Consider the following 18,423-nt stretch of genomic DNA (forward strand, 5'->3'; position numbering starts at 1 on the left):
TATATGCGGGACCGATACCTCGATCTCCGGCCCAGACGACGACACAGGTGACAGACCATGGCAAAGACTCCCAGCGGCAAGAACAATTCCGGTCGCGGATTGCGTGACCTGACGGTCAAGGTCAAAACCGCCCGTGGGCGCACGCTCAGCTCGACCCGGTGGCTGCAACGACAATTGAACGACCCCTATGTCAAACGCGCCCAGGTCGAAGGGTATCGTGGTCGCGCGGCATTCAAGATTATGGAGGTGGACGACAAGTTCCGCTTTTTGGTTCCAGGTGCCCGTGTGGTCGATTTGGGTTGCGCCCCGGGCGGCTGGTGTCAGGTCGCTGTCAAACGGGTCAACACCTTGGGAGAAAAGCCCGGTAAAAAGGTAGGCACCATTTTAGGCGTCGATCTGCAAGAGGTTGAACCGCTGGCTGGTGCTGAATTCCATGTTTTGGACTTCATGGCCGATGACGCTGATCTACAAGTCAAGGAGTGGCTGGGTGGCAAGGCCGATGTGGTGATGTCCGACATGGCAGCTGCCAGCTCCGGACACAAACAAACCGACCATTTGCGGATCATCGCCCTGTGCGAGGCGGCCGCCTATTTCGCCTTTGATGTGCTCGAAGAGGGCGGCACCTTTGTTGCCAAGGTCCTGGCTGGTGGGGCCGAAGGCGAGCTGCAAAAGCTCCTGAAACAGAAATTCACCAAGGTCGGCTATATGAAACCGCCCTCGTCGCGGTCGGACAGTTCCGAAAAATTCGTTGTCGCCATGGGATATCGCGGCTGACCTGTGTTTCGTCTCGGTCTCAGGACGGTCGGGACGGACCCCACGACTGATTGGCGCGCTCCAGAAATTGCCGGTGTGTCTGGCTGACCGGACTTCTTCGACGTTTCTTGAACTTCAACCGCGATGAAATCCGGTCCGACAGGTTTTCCTGTCGGATCAGTTCGAACAATTGCGCATGACGTGGTGGCGCAGTCTCATCAAAATTGGCAGCTGGCATGACAGTCTTTCCTCGGCAGCGGCAGACAGGTTAGCCCACAGCCGTAAACAAAGACTTTGCGCCAGCCATGACGCGAAAAAGGCAATTTGTTGCCGGTCAGGCCGAATCCTGGTTCGGGTCTTCCTGTAACAACGCACCGTTGAATTCCGCCCCCAGGATCAAGATCGCCGCATTCAGGTACAGGAAAATCAAAGCCGCCATCGCCCCGGCCAACCCGGCATAGGTGGCGGAATAGCTGGCGAACTGCGCGATATAATAGGCAAACCCCCAACCGGCCAGCACCCAGAGCACAACAGTCAAGATCACACCCGGAAAAATCTCCCGGATTGTATGGCTGTGACCCGGCAGCCAACGATGACACGCCAGAACAGCCAAAATCGGCGTGATCGCAATCATGCCGCGGCTCAGGTTGTCTGATGAAAACACCTCTGTGACCTCATCGGGAAAGGCGGCATTCAGCAGGCTCGTATACAACGGCAAAGCCAGTTCCAGCACGGCAATCGCCAGAACCCCTGCCCCGCCGGCCATGACAAACCCCATGCACACCAACCGCGACCGCCAAAAGGGGCGTGTATCGTCTTCGTGATAGGCCTGTGTCATGGCAACACGAACCGCATCCACCCCGTTTGAGGCAAAATACAAGGTCAAAATCCCACCAATCGTCATCAGCTTCGACCCCGAAGCAGACAGCACCGCATTCAGTTCCGACACGATTGGTTCAGAAATCTGGTCCGGCCAGGCACCGAACACCAGATTGATCATGTCCGCGCGTTGGACGTCCGTGGACCACATTTCCGCGACCGCCCCGGACAGCGCCACCGTGAACAGGACAAAGGGAAACAAGGCCAACATCATCGACATCGCGACATGGCTGCTCATTACCCAGCCGTTCTTGCGGTTGAACCGGCCAAGCGCCGAAATCAGCGCACGCCAATAGACCGACGGGTCATTTGTGGTCATGTTCATGGTCTCCTGACCCTATGTGCATGGTCTGGCGCAGGGCCTGCCCCAAGACGGCCACCAGAAAGGCGGTGCTGATTCCAAAGGCCAACAGGCCGGTAACGGCGGAAAAGCCGCCAAAGATCCTGAGCCCCGGCCCCAGGACAACATCGCCATACCCCAATGCGGTATAAGAGATCAGCGAGAAATAGACCGCCGTATTCCAATCCGGCAAGGCTCCGCTGAAAACAAACGCCACAGCCCAGACCCAGACCTGTAATGAATGCGCCAACAGGATGAAGGCCAGAGAGGTCAGCAAAAGCACCGCGTTATGGCCGATGGTCATTATCCCCAGCAATCGCTTTCCCAGCCACTGAAGAACAGAAATGCACACCAGCAACAGGGTGCCTTCAATCAGCAGGCAGATGCACAGATATAGAGATCCCCACAACAGTTGATGGAGCAAAGTCATGTTGGGCCTCCGGGTTGGCCTGAATGTGTATCGGGGTTGCGGACGTCGCGACACCATGGCGGCAATGGTCACTGGACAGAAACGCATTTGAACCTATTGATGTAAAGGACCATTTCTTTGCAGGATCCGCAAGTCGGTGAAGGAAAGCCCCAATGTTGTTGTCGGTTCGAAATGTGACCAAGACCTATTCCGGCCAGAACATGGGGCGGGCGGTTCTGAGGGATGTTTCGCTGGATCTCGCGGCCGGAGATACGCTGGCCCTGACTGGCGAAAGCGGGTCCGGGAAATCGACCCTGCTGCATCTGGTCGGAGCGTTGGACACACTTGACAGCGGCGAGATTACTTTGATGGGCCAGACCTATGGCGCGTTGGGCGACACAGGGCGTGCGGCGCTGCGTCGACAGAGTCTGGCGCTGGTGTTTCAACAGTTCAATCTGATCCCGTCGCTAAGCGTTCTTCAGAATGTCACCTTTCAGGCGCGGCTGGCCGGGCAGCATGATCAGGCCTGGGTCAATCAGCTGATCGACCGATTGGGGTTGTCCGACCTGACCGACCGTTTCCCCGAACAATTGTCCGGCGGCCAACAACAGCGGGTCGCCATCGGGCGGGCCTTGGCCCCCCGGCCACTGTTGCTTTTGGCTGACGAGCCAACCGGAAACCTGGATGAAACGTCCAGCCAGGCCGTGCTGGATCTGATGCTGGATCTGGTTGCTGACAGCGGTACAGCCCTGTTTCTTGTCACCCATTCACAGCAGATCGCGAACCGGCTGAACCGCAGGCTGCATCTGTCTGGCGGCCATCTGCAATGATCCGGGTTACGCTCCTGGGCTGGCTGTCCTTGTGGCGCCGCCACCCCGGTCAGCTGGTGCTGCTGATTCTGGGCATGGCCCTGGCGACGTCGCTCTGGTCGGCGGTACAGGCCATCAATGGCGAGGCAAGGTCAAACTATGACCGCGCCATGACCCAATTGGGCAGCGTGGATCTCGCGGCGCTTGTGCCCAAGGCCGGAACATTGCCCCTGTCGCAGTATGTGGCATTGCGCAGGACCGGGTGGAAACTGGCTCCGGTGCTCGAAGGGCGATGGCGGCTGAACCGGGACAGTTATAACCTGATCGGTGTGGATCTGTTGACGCACCCGCTCTTGCCGGTGCTTGCAACGGAATCATCCACCGGACCGGCCAATCCCGGCTCTGCCTTGGATATCCTGCGCCCACCCGGGCGGCTGTTTGCCGGACCCGATCTTGAACAGGAATTGTCAGGCATACCGAATATACCTCCGGTCACCTTCAGCGATCGGGTTCCGGCCGGAACCATTCTGGGTGATATCGGGCTGGTCGAAGACCTGCTTTCCAAACCTGGAGAGATCTCGCGGGTGCTGATCCTGCCGGATCAAATCCCTGGCCTGCCGTCGCTGGAGCAACTGGCCCCGGATCTGCAGCGGATCGAACCGGACCAGGTGGGAGCTGCGGCGCGGCTGACTGACAGCTTTCACCTGAATCTCAGCGCCTTTGGGCTGCTGTCGTTTGCCGTCGGGCTGTTCATCGTCCATGCCACCATCGGGTTGGTGTTTGAACAGCGGCGTGGATTGGTACGCAGCCTGCGCGCCATGGGTGTGCCTTTGCGCGGTCTTGTCCTGTGCGCTTTGGGCGAACTTCTGGTGCTGGCATTGGTCTCCGGGGGATTGGGGCTGGTCCTGGGGTATCTGATCGCAGCGGCATTGTTGCCAGATGTCGCCGCCACCCTGCGCGGATTGTATGGCGCGCCGGTTCAGGGCGGGTTGACGCTGCGCCCGTCGTGGGTGGCATCGGGATTGGCCATGGCGCTGGGGGGCACGGTGATTGCCAGCGCCCAAGCCTTGTGGAAGCTCGCCCATTTGCCGTTGTTGTCGGCTCCCGGTCAACAGGCCTGGGCGCGGGTATCTGGTGTAACGCGGCGCTGGCAGGCCAATTCAGGTGTTGCGCTGGCAGCCGCAGGAGTGGCCGTGTTCATGTTGTTTGACGGATTGATCGCCGGGTTCGCTTTGTTGGGTGGCACGATGCTGGGCACCGCGCTCCTGTTGCCGCCTGTGCTGTCTGGCGTTTTGCGTGTTGGGTCGCGCAGTGCCAAATCCGCGCTGATGGAATGGGTCTGGGCCGACACACGGGCCCAGGTCCCTGCCCTGTCGTTGGCATTGATGGCGCTGTTGCTGGCGCTGGCCACCAACATTGGGGTCGGCACGATGGTGTCCAGCTTTCGTCTGACCTTTCTCGGCTGGATGGATCAGAGATTATCAGCCGAAATTTATGTGACTGCCCGAACCGATGCCCAAGGTTATGCCCTGCACCGGTGGTTTGACGACCAACAGGTCATCGCGCTGCCAATTCGCTGGTCCGAAACGGCCGTGATGGGTGAGCTGGTGCGCATTTATGGCGTGGTCGACGACCCGAGTTACCGTGAAAATTGGCCGATCCTGACTGCAAACGACGCGGCCTGGGACAGGGTGATGGCGGGCAACGGCGTTCTGGTCAACGAACAGTTGGCGCGCAAGCACGGGCTGTGGCCAGGGGCCGATCTGAAGCTGGGTCCCGACTGGCTGGTACCCGTGGTCGGGGTATACTCCGATTACGGCAACCCCAATGGCCAGGTCATCGCCGCGCTGGAGCGTCTGTTGGAACAGTCTCCGGACCTCCCGATCCGCCAGTTCGGACTGCGCCTGCCCCAATCCCAGGTAGCGGGAATGATCCAACGCATCCGATCCGAGTTTGACCTCCCGGCGGGCGCGCTGGTCGATCAGGCCCAAATAAAATCCAGGTCGCTCGCGATTTTTGACAAGACCTTTGTGGTGACGGGGGCGTTGAACGTCCTGACTTTGGGCGTGGCCTGTTTCGCCATGTTGACCAGCCTGTTGACCGTCTGGCGCCAGCGCCAGCCACAGCTGGCTCCGGTTTGGGCCATGGGCGTGACCCGCCCCGTTCTGGCCCGGATCGAAATCTTGCGCAGTGTCCTGTTGGCCGCGCTGACGTCGATCATTGCGTTGCCATTGGGGCTGGTGCTGGCCTGGGTGTTGTTGACGATCATCAATGTACAGGCCTTTGGCTGGGCCTTGCCAATGTATCTGTTTCCCGGCGATTGGCTGCGATTGTTCGGATTGACGATTCTGTCGGCGATCCTCGCAGCTGCGTGGCCTGCGTTAAAATTGTTGCGCATCGCACCGGTCGATCTGCTCAAGGTGTTCGCCAATGAACGTTAAACTGATTCGCCTTCTGGTGACCTGTCTGGCTTTCCTGATGCCACTGGCGGCCCTGGCCCAAGGGTTCGCTGGTCTTGGCACACAGGCGGACGGCTTTGCCATACCGGATCGCAGCACGGTTCTGAGGTTTCCACAGGATCACGGAGCACATCCGCAATATCGCATTGAATGGTGGTATCTGACCGCGAACCTGCGGGATGATACGGGCCAGGCGTATGGCGTGCAGTGGACCCTGTTCCGGTCTGCCCTGCGCCCGGATGACACGCCGGGATGGAAGAACGGTCAGCTCTGGATGGGCCATGCCGCGCTGACCACTGCTGACCAGCACTATGTGGCAGAACGGTTGGCCCGTGGTGGCATCGGGCAGGCCGGTGTCACGGCTGTTCCGTTTTCGGCCTGGATCGACGAATGGCAGATGGCCGGAGCGACCCTGGACAACGTATCTTTGCGGGCCAGCGGGTCAGAGTTTTCCTATGATCTGTCCCTGCAGGCACGCGGGCCATTGGTATTGCACGGCACGCACGGCTATTCGGTCAAATCCGCGTCGGGACAGGCCAGCCATTACTATTCACAACCGCGCTATGAGATTACGGGCACTGTGACCACACCACGCGGGCCGGTTACCGTGTCAGGTCAGGGGTGGTTTGACCGCGAATGGTCCAGCCAGCCATTGGATCAGGACCAAACCGGCTGGGACTGGTTTTCACTCAGTCTGGAGGACGGCAATAAACTGATGGGGTTTCGGCTGCGCGGACAGGACTCTGTGTTCACATCGGGCACCTGGATCGGAGCAGACGGCACCACGGTTCCCCTGCTCCCCGGACAGTTTCAGGCCCGGCCATTGAACTCTGTCCAAACCGCAGGCCGGTCCCTTGCGACCTCCTGGCAGGTCACGGTGGAGACTCGAAACCTGGATCTCATAATTGACGCTCTGAATCCTGATGCTTGGATGGACACGTCCTTTCCGTATTGGGAGGGACCGGTCCAGATCAGCGGCAGCCACAGCGGAAGCGGGTACCTGGAAATGACCGGATATGAATGAAAATCTGGCCATAGAGACAGATGTTTCCCGATTTCCTTGGACACCTCACCATCCATGGGATGCGCAGATTTTTTGAACCGGTGTGGAAAACGTCCAAAAGATGTCGCCTTTAGATGGACGCGCCTTCGTCCTTCCCCTAACCTCACGCCTCGAAGCCGTCGCAAGACAACAAATCGCAAGCCGAGGTTCGTGAATGGATTACCATACCCCAGCCAGTTTCAAGGACGCAGTCGAGCTGGCCGCCAACAGTGACGGGATCACCCGTTTTCTGGCCGGTGGCACCGACGTTCTGGTGCAATTGCGCGCCGATATCGTCACCCCTGATACCCTGATCGACGTCAAACATATCCCCGGTGTGCATGACATTACCCGTGCTGCAGATGGCGGTTGGACCATCGGTGTAGCGACCCCGGGTGCCGAAATGTCCGAACACCCGGAACTGGGACAGGATTGGCCCGGTGTGGTCGAAGGCATGGACCTGATCGGATCGACCCAGGTTCAGGGCCGTGCCACATTGGTTGGCAACCTGTGCAATGGATCGCCTGCTGCGGATTCGGTCCCGGCCCTGGTCGCCGCAGGGGCCACCGTTTCGGTGACCGGACCCAAAGGTGACCGTACGGTTGCCGTCGAAGACATTCCAACAGGCCCGGGTCGCACATCGCTGGCCAAGGGCGAGCTGGTGAACGCCGTTCATCTGCCGGCCCGTGGCGACAACGGCGGTGACGCCTATCTGCGGTTCATTCCGCGCACCGAAATGGATATTGCCGTCGTGGGCTGTGGCGTGAACCTGCGCCTGGACGGGGATACCATTGTCGAAGCGCGCGTGTCGCTGGGTGCCGTCGCCCCCACCGTGCTGCTGGTGCAGGACTGCGCCGATGCGATCATTGGCACGACGCTGGATGACGCCGCATTGGACAAACTGGCCGCGGCTGCATCCGCCGCCTGCAATCCGATCACCGACAAACGCGGAACCATTGAATTCCGCACCCATGTGGCAGGTGTTCTGGCCCGCCGCACCGCCAAGATCGCCTATGATCGCGCAAAGGGAGCCGCAAAATGAGCAAGATCCACGTCAGCGCCACAGTGAATGGCGACTCCGTAGAATACCTGTGCGACCCACGTGAAACCCTGTTGGACGTGCTGCGCGACCGCCTGAATCTGACCGGAGCCAAAGAAGGCTGTGGCACCGGCGACTGCGGAGCCTGTTCGGTGACGCTGGACGGCCGTCTGGTCTGTTCCTGTCTGGTGCTGGGTGCCGAAGCCGAGGGCAAGGAGATTGCCACCGTCGAAGGAATCGCCGATGGCGACGTCCTGCACCCGTTGCAGCAGAAATTCATCGACCACGCGGCCCTCCAATGTGGCGTCTGCACACCGGGCATTCTGGTGGCGGCCAAATCGCTGCTCGAAAAGAACCCCGACCCCACCGAAACCGAGGTCCGGTACTGGCTGGCCGGCAACCTGTGCCGCTGCACCGGATACGACAAAATCATTCGTGCCGTCATGGAAACGGCAGCAGACATGCGGGAGGCTTCGTAATATGGCTTTGGACGAATACAAACCCCAAACCGGCGGTGCCGAGTTTGACGAAAATGCCAAAGACTTCAACCACGTTGGCACGACTCCCAACCGTCCCGACGGGTTGGACAAGGTCACCGGCCGCGCCCGTTTTGGTGCCGACACCCAGGCACCGGGCATGTTGTTCGCGTCAATCGTGCGGTCGCCTCATGCCCACGCGCGTATCGTCAAGATCAACACCGACAAGGCCGAAGCACTGGAAGGCGTCAAAGCCATCGTGACCCGTGCGGATTTTGCCACTGGTCTGACCGGTGAATATGGCTATGTGCTCGAAAACGTCATGGCGGGCGAAAAAGCCCTGTATGACGGGCACGCAGTTGCAGCTGTCGCCGCCACATCGGCGCTGGCAGCACGCGATGCCGCCAAATTGATCGAGGTCGAATACGAAATCCTGCCGCATGTGACCGATGTCGATGCCGCCATGCAGGATGGCGCGCCGGTGATCAATGCCGACTACGCCGATGAATCAGTGCCCGCAGGCATGCATCCCAATGTGGTCCGCACCCACGAAAGCGGCCATGGCAATGTCGATGCCGGTTTTGCCGAAGCGGATCTGGTGGTCGAGGATCATTTCACAACCGAGGCCACCCACCAGGGGTATATCGAACCCCACGCCTGCCTGGCGTCGCTGGGGATGGATGGCAAGGGCGAGCTGTGGTGCTGTACCCAAGGCCATTGGTATGTGCAGAAACATTGCGCCGCACTGCTGGGGTTGGAAACCTCGCAATTGCGGGTGACTGCGTCCGAGATCGGCGGCGGTTTTGGCGGCAAGACCACCGTGTTCATCGAACCCGTCGCTCTGGCGCTCAGCCGCAAGGCCAACCGCCCGGTGAAACTGGTGATGAACCGTTCTGAGGTGTTCCGCGCCACAGGCCCGACGTCGTCGACTTCGATGGACGTCAAGATCGGCATGAAAAAGGACGGCACCATCACGGCTGCCCAGGGTGTCTTTCGCCTACAGGGTGGCGCGTTCCCCGGCGCGCCGATGGAATTCACCGCGATGTGTGCCTTTGCACCATATGACCTGAAAAACGTAAGTCAGCTGGGCTATGACGTGGTCAGCAACCGCCCGAAACAGGCCGCTTACCGCGCGCCCGGATCACCTATGGCGGCCTTTGCCGTTGAATCCGTGATTGACGAACTGTGCAACCAATTGGGGTTGGACCCGGTCGAAACCCGCCTGAAAAACGCGGCCAAAGAGGGCACCAAAGCCTCTTACGGACCACGGTTTGATCGGATCGGCTTGGTGGAAACACTGGAAGCGGCCAAGGCCCATCCGCATTACTCCGCCCCGTTGAAACCGGGTCAGGGTCGTGGAATTTCCTGTGGGTTCTGGTTTAACCACGGCGGAGAAACCTCTGTTTCTCTTTCACTTTCCGAAGATGGCACCGCACAGGTTTCGGTTGGCACCCCCGACATCGGCGGCTCGCGTGCCTCGATGGCGTTGATGGCGGCCGAAGTTCTGGGCATCCCGTACGAAAACATCCGGGTGACCATCGCCGATACCGCCACACTGGGCTATAATGACGTCAGCCATGGCTCACGCGTGACCTATGCCAGCGGTCTCGCCACCATCAAGGCAGCCCGGGCAGCCGTTGAAAAAATGTGCCAGCGCGCTGCACAGCATTGGGGCATCCCCGAAGATGCAGTGAAATGGGAAGACGGCTGTGCCGTTCCGTCGGGTCCAAACGCAGGTGACTTCGATCCCCTGCCCCTGGCCGATATCACCGCCACCATGGGCCAGACCGGCGGTCCGATCTCGGGCCATTTCGAAGCCACACCCGAAGGAGCTGGTGTTTCCTTTGCCACCCATATCGTGGATGCCGAGGTCGACCCGGAAACCGGAAAGACCAGCGTCAGCCGCTATACCGTGATCCAGGACGCAGGCAAGGCCATCCACCCCACCTATGTGGAAGGTCAGTATCAGGGCGGTGCCGCACAAGGTATCGGTTGGGCGCTGAACGAAGAGTACATCTATGGTGAAGATGGCCGGTTGCAGAACTCGGTGTTTCTTGACTATCGGATCCCTGTCGCTTCGGACCTGCCGATGATTGACACGGTCATTGTCGAAGTTCCAAACCCGGGCCACCCGTTTGGTGTGCGCGGTGTTGGTGAAACCTCGATCTGCCCACCGCTGGCGGCCATTGCCAATGCGGTGTCGGCTGCTGCTGGTGTGCGCCTGCGGTCGCTTCCGATGTCGCCGCCAAAGATCCTGTCCGCGCTTGGCACCCATGACGCCTAAGGTTCAGGTCCATCTGTGGTCGGCTCTGCGCAGACACACAGATGGGCAGGAAATGGTGGAGGTTACGGCCTCCACCACCGGTCAGATGTTGGCGGCACTGCGGTCCGAATACCCAGGGCTGGGTCCTGTCATCGATGCAGGGGTATCTGTGGCAATAGACGGTCGGATCTATGCCACCAGCCTGACCCAGACGGTTGGGCCAGAGAATGAAATCTATCTGATGCAGCGGCTAAAAGGCGGGTAGCGTCACGGGGTCTTGCCCCGGTGCAATGGCAGCTCGGCCGGGAAATTCCCCCCGAACATTTAGGTCAGAGAACGCTGGGATTGCCTGTTCAAAAGCGGTTTAAGTTCGCGAATTCCGCCCCACCTTATGAACAGGCAGGGCGGATTTTTTTATGTCAGCTTTGCCGCGCCTTTGAGACGTTCGCGCACACCCTGCATCAGGGCATATAGCACTGGTACCACAATCACCCCGATCACTGTGGCAAACAGCATTCCGCCAAACACCGCAAAGCCGATGGCCTTTTGACTGGCTGCACCAGCACCAGAAGCCACCAGCAACGGGATCACCCCCAGCAGGAAGGACAACGCAGTCATCATCACGGCTCGGAAGCGTTGGAAAGCCGCTTCGATTGCGGCCTCGCGGATGGTTTTACCGGCATTATGCTGTTCAATCGCAAATTCAACGATCAGAATCGCGTTTTTCGAGGCCAGACCAATCAACATGATCATCCCGATTTGGGTGTAGAGGTTGATGTCGCTGCCGATTGCCGACACCGTGACCACCGCGCCAAACAGGGCCACGATCACCGACAACAGAATTGCGACCGGCATCGTCCAGCTTTCGTATTGCGCCACCAGGAACAGATACCCAAACAGGATTGCCATCACCAGGATCACCTGTACGAGACCCGCGCTGTCCTGTTGTTGCTGCGCCGTGCCGGTCCATTCAAAGGCATAGCCGGGCGGCAAGGATTCGGCAGCGGATTCCTCCATCACGCGGATCGCGTCACCTGTCGACAACCCCGGTGCCGGGGTGGCCGTGACAGTGGCCGAGCGGAACATATTGTGACGCTTCAGCAGAACCGGCCCCAGGATGTTTTCGACATCCACCAGGGTCGACAGTGGAACCATTTCCCCTGTGGTCGAGCGGACATAGAGATTGCCGATATCTTCGACCTTGTCCCGGTACGACCCATCCGCCTGGATCATCACCCGATAGACACGGCCGTACAGGTTGAAGTCATTGACATAATAGGACCCCAATTGGGCCTGAAGGGTTTGAAAGACTTCGGAAATGGCAACCTGCAGGGTTTTGGCCTTTTCCCGGTCCAGATCAACAAAGACCTGAGGCACATTGGCCCGAAAGGTGGTAAAGGCGCGTTCGATCTCGGGGCGTTGATTGGCCGCATATACCAGCGACCCCAAGGCCGCCGACAGATCCTGGGGCGTGCCGCCCCCTGTCTGTTGCACTTGCAGTTCGACGCCCGCGCTCATCCCCAGGCCGGAAATCGGTGGCGGGTTGAAGGCAACGATACTGGCCGCCGCTTCGCTGTTGGCGATTCCATAGATCTGAGCCAGGATTGCATCGGCGCTCTGCGCGTCGTCAGTCCGGTCATCCCAGGGATCCAGGGTTACGATGATCATGGCACCATTGGGCAAACCACCGTTCAACATGCTGAAACCATTGACCAGAACCGTATGTTCGACACCGGGCACCTGTTTCAGTTGATCCCGCAACCGGGCGGCGACCTGCTCGGTTCGCCCCAATGCAGCCGCATCCGGCAGTTGAACATCCACGAACAGATAGCCGTTGTCTTCGAGCGGAATGAACCCTTTCGGTGTGATGGAAAACAGGCCGCCCAGACCTGCCCCCATCCCTAATACAATAGCCAACCCGATGATCGGCAGGCGGACCAGACGACGAACGATACCTACATACCCGGTACGGACGCCACCGATCACCCCTTCGAACACAGCCAGCAGGCCACGCGGCGGGCCGGACCGCGGTTTGAGCACCAAGGCGCAAAGCGCGGGAGACAGGGTCAGTGCGTTGATGGACGAGATGATAACCGCAATCGAAATTGTCACAGCAAACTGCGAATACAACCGCCCCGTAATCCCGGGCATGAAGGTCACCGGCACGAAGACTGCCAACAACACCAGGGTCGTCGCAATCACCGGGCCTGAAATCTGCCCCATCGCCTTGCGGGTGGCATCCGGGGCACTCAACCCTTCGTCCGCAATCAACCGTTCAACATTCTCGACCACGACGATCGCATCATCCACCACGATGCCGATGGCCAGCACCAGCGCGAACAACGAGATCGTGTTCAATGTCATGCCAAAGGCCAGCAGAAACGCAAATGTCCCGATCAGGGACACGGGAATGGCGATCATCGGGATCAACGTGGCGCGGAAATTGCCAAGAAAGACAAAGACAACCGACACAACCAGCGCAAAGGTCATCATCAACGTGCTGATCACATCCTTGAGCGATTGTTCGACGAATTTCGTCGAGTCAAAGGGGATCGCGTATTCGACATCATCAGGGAACGTCAACGACAGACGGTCCAATTCGGCGCGAACCTGTTCAGCCACCGCCAGCGCATTGGCTCCGGGAGCCTGATACACCGCCAGAATGGACGCCGGTCCGTCATCCAGAAAACCTGAATTGTTATAGGTGCGTGCCCCCAGTTCGACCCGGGCGATATCACGTACCCGCACCTGATTTCCTTCTGAACCGGAGCGGATCACAATGTCTTCGAATTCGCGGGTGGTTGCCAGACGACCACGGGATTTGATCGTGTATTGAAACGTCTGATCCCCCGGCACAGGAGGCGATCCGATCTGACCTGCGGACACTTCGAGGTTTTGTTCGCGGACCGCGTTTATGACGTCCCCGGGCGTCACGCCCAGTCCGGCCATCTTGTTGGGGTCCAGCCAGAGCCGCATGGCATATTCCAGATCGGTCAGAACATCGGCATTGCCGACCCCATTAATCCGGCTCAGTGCATCCTTGATATTGATGGACGAATAATTGGACAGGAACACATCGTCATACGTCCCGTTTGGCGAGGTCAGCGCCGTCACGAGCAACATGTTGGACGATGCCTTTTGCGTCACAACCCCGGAACTGGTGACCTCGGCCGGCAAGGATGCCATGGCCTGGGCCACGCGGTTCTGCACGTTGACCGACGCGATATCCGGGTCGGTGCCAACCTCAAAGGTGACGGACAGGCTGTAGGATCCATTGTCTGAAGAGGTGGAGGACATATAGATCATGCCATCCACACCGTTCACCTGCGCTTCGATTGGAGCGGCGACGCTGGTTTCCACGGTCTCTGCGTTGGCACCGGTGTAATTGGCGTTCACCGTGACAACCGGAGGCGTGATTTCAGGGAATTGGGCCACGGGCAACGCCATGTAGCCGATCAACCCCAAAACAGTCAGCACCAGCGAAATGACGATCGCGAATTTCGGGCGCGAGATAAAAAAGGAGGAGAACATGTGTTACTCTCCAGCCTGGCCGCTCAGGACCGCATCGACTTTGACACCGGGGCGCACACGCTGCAGCCCCTCGACAATCACGCTTTCCCCTTCGCGCAACCCGTCTTCGACGATCACCGCGGTTTCGACCTGGTCGCCGCTGGTGATATAACGCTGTTCCACAGTGTTCTGCGCGCCGACGACCAGAACAAAATCACCCCGTTGATCCCGTTGAATGGCGGCTTGCGGTATCAATACCCGTTCCACGGGCTCCAGCGCTTCGATCCCTACGCTGACAAAGGCACCGTCAATCAGAAAACCGCGCGTGTTGGCAAATCTCGCGCGCAAAGTGATCGTTCCCGTTGTCGGGTCAATGCGGTTGTCGGCAAAGGCAATTTCGCCCACTTCGTCCAATCGCCGTCCATTTGGCAGATCAACATAGACCTTGGGTTTGCGGTCACTGTCCGAGAGTTCGTTTGCAGCCACATCCAATTTTTCCAGAACGTTGACAAATTCCTTTTCGTTCAGGGCAAAGGACACAAAGATCGGTGCCTCGCGCACCAGCGTGACCAGCGCCACCCCATCAGGTGAGACCACATCGCCCCGGGAGACCTGGACCGCCCCGATCCGACCGTCAAAGGGCGCGTCGATATTGGTGTAGCTCAGGTTCAGTTCAGCCTGGCGCACGGCTGCCTTGGCCGAGCGGACTTCGGCTTCGGCGACTTTTTCATTGGCCTTGGCCGTATCTCGTTCGGCTGCCGGCACCGAGCCGCGCTGAAACAGCTCTTCCTTGCGCGCATACTCCACGATCTTGAGTTCCAGATTGGCTTCGGCCTTGGCCAGATTGGCCTTTTGGGCATCCAAAGTGGCCTCATAGGCGCTGCGTTCAATCTTGAACAACAATTCGCCTTCGGACACTTCGGCACCATTGTTGACCAGCCGCTCTTCAAGGAACCCGTTGACGCGCGCCCGGATATCGACCTTGTCGATGGCCTGTCCCCGTCCAATAAAGGTCGCCTGATCCGAAATCATCTGCGTATAAGCGGCGGCCACTGACACCTTGGGCGCAGCCGGTGTCTGCGCCATCGTGGCACTGCCCAAACCTATCGCAATCGTCAGGGCGAGAGGTCCTAGCAGGGAACGGGGAAGTACCGACAGCATATCGTATCCTTTTTCTCGACAACCTGTTTGTTCTCCGGGGGTAACAGATCAATATGTCTCGCCCGGCTCAGGAAAATTCAGTATGAATTGGCGACTATTGTGTCGCAGGTATAAGCGTTTCTCAATACTAGCCTCTCCTTACCGTACGACAATCTGATCAGCCACCGTCGAGATTCAGAAAAAACTCTCGGAAACTGAAAATTTCGGTCTGGACGCACCCCAAAACCCAAGCTATAGAACGCGCACCGTTCCGGCGTAGCTCAGCGGTAGAGCAGTTGACTGTTAATCAATTGGTCGTAGGTTCGATCCCTACCGCCGGAGCCAATTTCACCTAACCAAACCAAAACGTTAGTCGATTTTGGCAGGTACTGCGCAGGGTCCGCTTGCCGTGTACCAGCAGTGTGAGACACCGTGTGTCGACCCACATAGGGACGTGTCACCGGCTTGACCCCACGCCCAGACCCCCGCCAGGTCGGCCATTGGTCTCTGGTCCAACACATGCGTGTGCTGTGACATACGATGCGACGAACAAGCGATTGGGGCACACGTGCAGCCTGGCGCATCCGACAGTGGCGGGATCGTCCCGGCCGCCCGTGGGCCGAGCCAGAATTAACGCGAATGCCGCCGTCTTTTATACTTTGCGCAGAGCGATAACCGCATTCAGACCGCCAAAGGCAAACGCGTTGCTCAATGCTACGGAAACTGAGGCGTCACGGGCCTCGTTTGGCACCACATCCAGCGCGCATTCCGGATCCGGCTCCTGATACCCAATGGTCGGTGCGATCACCCCATCGCGAACGGCCATGATACAGGCCAAAAGCTCGACCGCGCCTGTGCCGCCGATCAGGTGCCCATGCATGGATTTGGTTGACGAAATCATCAGATTGTCTGCGTGTGGGCCAAACACATCCGCGACTGCGGCGCATTCTGTTTTGTCGTTTGCGGCTGTGCCCGTGCCATGCGCGTTGATATATCCAACGGCATCCGCAGAGATGCCAGCATCTCTGAGCGCCCCCGAAATCGCCCGCGCTGCGCCCTGTTTTGACGGCATAACGATATCGGACGCGTCCGATGACATCGCCCAGCCCACAACTTCGCACAGGATGTCGGCACCGCGCGCACGCGCATGGTCATAGTCTTCGAACACAAAGATCCCGGCCCCTTCGCCCTGGACCATACCGTTGCGATTGGCGCTGAAGGGTCGACAGGCATCCTTGGACATGACCCGCAGACCTTCCCAGGCCTTGACCCCGCCAAAACACAGCATGGATTCAGATCCGCCCGTCACCATGGCAGGCGCCATGCCCGATCGCACCATCTGAAACGCCTGGGCCATGGCGTGGTTGGACGACGCACAGGCGGTGGACACAGTAAAAGAGGGTCCTTTGAGGTTGTACTCCATCGACACATGGCTGGCGGCGGCATTGTTCATCAGTTTGGGCACCACAAAGGGGTGCACCCTGTTTTTGCCCTCTTCATAGACCGCGCGGTAATTGTCATCCCACGTGCTGACGCCGCCCCCGGCAGTTCCCAGAACCACACCCGAGCGCGCAGAGAGGTCTCCATGAAATTCGAGCCCCGACTGGGTGATTGCTTCCTTGGCTGCCGTCAAAGTGAATTGGGTGAAACGATCATAAAGGCTGATCTGTTGGCGGTTAAATCGACCCTCTGCTTCGAATCCACGAACTTGACCGCCGATCCGAATTGCCAGTCGCTCCACGTCGCGAAATGCCAGATCACCAATCCCACAGCGACCTTCGCGCATGGCCTCCATCGTGTCGGGAACCGAATGCCCCAGCGCATTGATGGTCCCTGCCCCGGTGATCACAACGCGTTTCATCTGAATCCCTATGGCCTCCGCCCGGCTGTCCGCACCCTGATCACCCTTTTTCAGCAATCAGCTTTTCGATACCTGAAATTATTGCAGCGACATTCGAGATGTCGAAATCGCTGGCGCTAGGGTCGTTCGCATTGAACGGGATCGATATGTCGAATTCCTCTTCAATGGCAAAAATGCTCTCGACCAACCCCAGACTGTCAATCCCCAGATCCTCCAGCGTGCTGTCGGGTGTCACATCTGCAGGCTCCAAGACAGCCTGTTCAGCGATGATTGCAGTGACCTTGTCCTGAATGCTCATGTCAGACCCCTGATCCAATGTGATGGGGTTGATTTAAGACTTCGCATCCGGTTTGGAAACCGCCTTTTTCAGCGCCTCAATGTCGCGCATCACCCGGGGTAGCCGGCGCTGTGCCTTGTACATGTCGGTGTGCAGTTCCATCTTGACCGCTGGATAGCCCATCAAGACCCGCCCCGCGGGCACGTTGGACAGGATCTTGCTGCCACCGGCTGCAATGACACCGTCGCCGATAAAGATATTGTCGACTGCCCCGCATTGGCCGCCCAGCACAACATTGTTGCCAATTTCGACTGAACCGGAGATTCCGCATTGGCCGCACAACAGGCAGTCCTTGCCGATACGGGTGTTGTGGCCGATGTGCACCTGATTGTCCAATTTGGTGCCATCGCCGATTTCCGTATCGCGAATGGTTCCATTGTCGATCGTGCAATTTGTGCCGATCTCGACATCATCGCCGATCAGAACGGCGCCCAAAGAATGGATCCTGAGCCAGCTTTGCGCCTTGGCGTCGCCCTGGTCCCCCAGCGTCTTGCGCACGTTTTCGGCACCGGACACTTCGGGCGTCACAAAGGAAAACCCGTCGCCACCTATGCGCGCTCCGGGCTGTGTCCGGAAACGATCCCCAATCCGGACCCGGGCCCCGATCGAATTTGAATCGCGCATCAAGGCATCCACGCCAATCACCACATCCGCACCAATCACACAATTGGGCCCAATGATCGAATTCGCCCCGATCCGGGTTCGCGGGCCGATCACGGTGAATGGCCCGACAGACACATTTTCCCCTAGCACGGCAGTGGGATCAATGGCCGACATCGGGTGACGACCTGGGCCAAAGGATTGCCCCGGATCCATCATCGACGTGACACCCGCCATAGCCATCCGTGGGCGCGATACAAAGATCGCCGCCTTCAGCCCCATTGATTGCCAATCAGCGCCATCCCAAACCAACGCCGCCCGCGCCTGGCCCTGTGCCAGCGACTCGGCGTATTTGGGTGCCATCGCCAATGCCAGGTCATCCGCGCCCGCCAAAGCAGGTTCATTCGCTCCAGTAACCTCCAGCGCGACATCACCCGCGACCTCGGCACCCATAGACTGGGCAATCTGTTGAACTGTAAAGCGCATTTTCGGGGCCTCACTAAGAA

At 59.0% G+C, this 18,423-nt stretch carries 16 protein-coding genes and 1 tRNA gene; 9 read left to right on the top strand and 8 right to left on the bottom strand.

The window, feature by feature from the left end:
* Positions 1-57 precede the first annotated feature (57 nt).
* Complete coding sequence (locus tag K3727_12700; protein ID UWQ89678.1) at positions 58-774, top strand: RlmE family RNA methyltransferase; 717 nt, start codon at positions 58-60, stop codon at positions 772-774.
* 19 nt (positions 775-793) lie between these two features.
* Here the strand turns inward: K3727_12700 and K3727_12705 are convergent, their stop codons facing one another.
* From K3727_12705 to K3727_12715, 3 genes are all read right to left on the bottom strand, one after another.
* Positions 794-991, bottom strand: a complete 198-nt coding sequence (locus K3727_12705) for a hypothetical protein (protein UWQ89679.1) — start codon at positions 989-991, stop codon at positions 794-796.
* A 96-nt stretch (positions 992-1,087) separates the two neighbouring features.
* Positions 1,088-1,951, bottom strand: coding sequence for a YihY/virulence factor BrkB family protein (locus tag K3727_12710; GenBank protein UWQ89680.1), 864 nt, complete (start codon positions 1,949-1,951; stop codon positions 1,088-1,090).
* The gene (locus tag K3727_12715; protein ID UWQ89681.1) at positions 1,938-2,402 is read right to left on the bottom strand and encodes a potassium channel family protein; all 465 of its coding nucleotides are present in this window, start codon (positions 2,400-2,402) and stop codon (positions 1,938-1,940) included. The genes K3727_12710 and K3727_12715 overlap by 14 nt, the downstream gene beginning before the upstream one ends.
* Positions 2,403-2,554: 152 nt before the next feature.
* Between K3727_12715 and K3727_12720 the strand changes: the two genes are divergently transcribed.
* The 7 genes from K3727_12720 (at position 2,555) to K3727_12750 (ending at position 10,734) form a co-directional block, all read left to right on the top strand.
* Positions 2,555-3,211 (top strand): ABC transporter ATP-binding protein, encoded by a 657-nt coding sequence (locus tag K3727_12720; protein ID UWQ89682.1) that lies wholly within the window; start codon positions 2,555-2,557, stop codon positions 3,209-3,211.
* The gene (locus K3727_12725; protein ID UWQ89683.1) at positions 3,208-5,631 is read left to right on the top strand and encodes an FtsX-like permease family protein; all 2,424 of its coding nucleotides are present in this window, start codon (positions 3,208-3,210) and stop codon (positions 5,629-5,631) included. The genes K3727_12720 and K3727_12725 overlap by 4 nt, the downstream gene beginning before the upstream one ends.
* Complete coding sequence (locus tag K3727_12730; GenBank protein UWQ89684.1) at positions 5,621-6,673, top strand: iron ABC transporter permease; 1,053 nt, start codon at positions 5,621-5,623, stop codon at positions 6,671-6,673. Before K3727_12725 ends, K3727_12730 begins: the two co-directional genes overlap by 11 nt.
* A 193-nt stretch (positions 6,674-6,866) precedes the next feature.
* On the top strand, positions 6,867-7,733 hold the full coding sequence (locus tag K3727_12735; GenBank protein UWQ89685.1) for a xanthine dehydrogenase family protein subunit M: 867 nt from the start codon (positions 6,867-6,869) through the stop codon (positions 7,731-7,733).
* Positions 7,730-8,209, top strand: a complete 480-nt coding sequence (locus tag K3727_12740; protein ID UWQ89686.1) for a (2Fe-2S)-binding protein — start codon at positions 7,730-7,732, stop codon at positions 8,207-8,209. Before K3727_12735 ends, K3727_12740 begins: the two co-directional genes overlap by 4 nt.
* A gap of 1 nt (position 8,210) precedes the next feature.
* On the top strand, positions 8,211-10,490 hold the full coding sequence (locus tag K3727_12745) for a xanthine dehydrogenase family protein molybdopterin-binding subunit (GenBank protein ID UWQ89687.1): 2,280 nt from the start codon (positions 8,211-8,213) through the stop codon (positions 10,488-10,490).
* Entirely contained in the window at positions 10,480-10,734 is a 255-nt protein-coding gene (locus K3727_12750; GenBank protein ID UWQ89688.1) for a MoaD/ThiS family protein, read from the top strand. Before K3727_12745 ends, K3727_12750 begins: the two co-directional genes overlap by 11 nt.
* A gap of 149 nt (positions 10,735-10,883) precedes the next feature.
* Here K3727_12750 and K3727_12755 read toward each other — a convergent pair whose 3' ends face one another.
* Together K3727_12755 and K3727_12760 are read right to left on the bottom strand one after the other, a co-directional pair.
* Positions 10,884-14,000: a multidrug efflux RND transporter permease subunit gene (locus tag K3727_12755; protein UWQ89689.1), complete on the bottom strand. Its 3,117-nt coding sequence runs from the start codon at positions 13,998-14,000 to the stop codon at positions 10,884-10,886.
* 3 nt (positions 14,001-14,003) lie between these two features.
* Positions 14,004-15,140, bottom strand: coding sequence for an efflux RND transporter periplasmic adaptor subunit (locus K3727_12760; GenBank protein ID UWQ89690.1), 1,137 nt, complete (start codon positions 15,138-15,140; stop codon positions 14,004-14,006).
* 249 nt (positions 15,141-15,389) lie between these two features.
* On the opposite strand from K3727_12760, the gene K3727_12765 reads away from it, so the two are divergent.
* Positions 15,390-15,464, top strand: a tRNA-Asn gene (locus tag K3727_12765).
* Between the two features lie 307 nt (positions 15,465-15,771).
* On the opposite strand, the gene K3727_12770 is transcribed toward K3727_12765, so the two are convergent.
* Genes K3727_12770 through lpxD form a run of 3 tightly spaced genes read right to left on the bottom strand, consistent with a single transcriptional unit; the run spans position 15,772 to position 18,403 of the window.
* Positions 15,772-16,980 (bottom strand): beta-ketoacyl-[acyl-carrier-protein] synthase family protein, encoded by a 1,209-nt coding sequence (locus tag K3727_12770; GenBank protein UWQ89691.1) that lies wholly within the window; start codon positions 16,978-16,980, stop codon positions 15,772-15,774.
* A 40-nt stretch (positions 16,981-17,020) separates the two neighbouring features.
* Positions 17,021-17,278 carry an acyl carrier protein gene (locus K3727_12775; GenBank protein ID UWQ89692.1) on the bottom strand — a complete coding sequence of 86 codons (258 nt, stop codon included), beginning with the start codon at positions 17,276-17,278 and terminating at the stop codon, positions 17,021-17,023.
* A gap of 33 nt (positions 17,279-17,311) precedes the next feature.
* On the bottom strand, positions 17,312-18,403 hold the full coding sequence (gene lpxD, locus K3727_12780) for a UDP-3-O-(3-hydroxymyristoyl)glucosamine N-acyltransferase (GenBank protein ID UWQ89693.1): 1,092 nt from the start codon (positions 18,401-18,403) through the stop codon (positions 17,312-17,314).
* Positions 18,404-18,423 lie beyond the last annotated feature (20 nt).

The organism is Rhodobacteraceae bacterium M382, from assembly GCA_025141015.1.
Taxonomy (GTDB): domain Bacteria; phylum Pseudomonadota; class Alphaproteobacteria; order Rhodobacterales; family Rhodobacteraceae; genus Aliisedimentitalea; species Aliisedimentitalea scapharcae.

What these genes read in the sequence shown, in the direction of transcription:
- K3727_12740 (UWQ89686.1), top strand. Translation starts at nt 7,730, where the DNA reads ATGAGCAAGATCCACGTCAGCGCCACAGTGAATGGCGACTCCGTAGAA.
- K3727_12735 (UWQ89685.1), top strand. Translation starts at nt 6,867, where the DNA reads ATGGATTACCATACCCCAGCCAGTTTCAAGGACGCAGTCGAGCTGGCC.
- K3727_12705 (UWQ89679.1), bottom strand. Translation starts at nt 991, where the DNA reads ATGCCAGCTGCCAATTTTGATGAGACTGCGCCACCACGTCATGCGCAA.
- lpxD (UWQ89693.1), bottom strand. Translation starts at nt 18,403, where the DNA reads ATGCGCTTTACAGTTCAACAGATTGCCCAGTCTATGGGTGCCGAGGTC.
- K3727_12750 (UWQ89688.1), top strand. Translation starts at nt 10,480, where the DNA reads ATGACGCCTAAGGTTCAGGTCCATCTGTGGTCGGCTCTGCGCAGACAC.
- K3727_12725 (UWQ89683.1), top strand. Translation starts at nt 3,208, where the DNA reads ATGATCCGGGTTACGCTCCTGGGCTGGCTGTCCTTGTGGCGCCGCCAC.
- K3727_12730 (UWQ89684.1), top strand. Translation starts at nt 5,621, where the DNA reads ATGAACGTTAAACTGATTCGCCTTCTGGTGACCTGTCTGGCTTTCCTG.
- K3727_12770 (UWQ89691.1), bottom strand. Translation starts at nt 16,980, where the DNA reads ATGAAACGCGTTGTGATCACCGGGGCAGGGACCATCAATGCGCTGGGG.
- K3727_12775 (UWQ89692.1), bottom strand. Translation starts at nt 17,278, where the DNA reads ATGAGCATTCAGGACAAGGTCACTGCAATCATCGCTGAACAGGCTGTC.
- K3727_12720 (UWQ89682.1), top strand. Translation starts at nt 2,555, where the DNA reads ATGTTGTTGTCGGTTCGAAATGTGACCAAGACCTATTCCGGCCAGAAC.
- K3727_12710 (UWQ89680.1), bottom strand. Translation starts at nt 1,951, where the DNA reads ATGACCACAAATGACCCGTCGGTCTATTGGCGTGCGCTGATTTCGGCG.
- K3727_12745 (UWQ89687.1), top strand. Translation starts at nt 8,211, where the DNA reads ATGGCTTTGGACGAATACAAACCCCAAACCGGCGGTGCCGAGTTTGAC.
- K3727_12715 (UWQ89681.1), bottom strand. Translation starts at nt 2,402, where the DNA reads ATGACTTTGCTCCATCAACTGTTGTGGGGATCTCTATATCTGTGCATC.
- K3727_12755 (UWQ89689.1), bottom strand. Translation starts at nt 14,000, where the DNA reads ATGTTCTCCTCCTTTTTTATCTCGCGCCCGAAATTCGCGATCGTCATT.
- K3727_12760 (UWQ89690.1), bottom strand. Translation starts at nt 15,140, where the DNA reads ATGCTGTCGGTACTTCCCCGTTCCCTGCTAGGACCTCTCGCCCTGACG.
- K3727_12700 (UWQ89678.1), top strand. Translation starts at nt 58, where the DNA reads ATGGCAAAGACTCCCAGCGGCAAGAACAATTCCGGTCGCGGATTGCGT.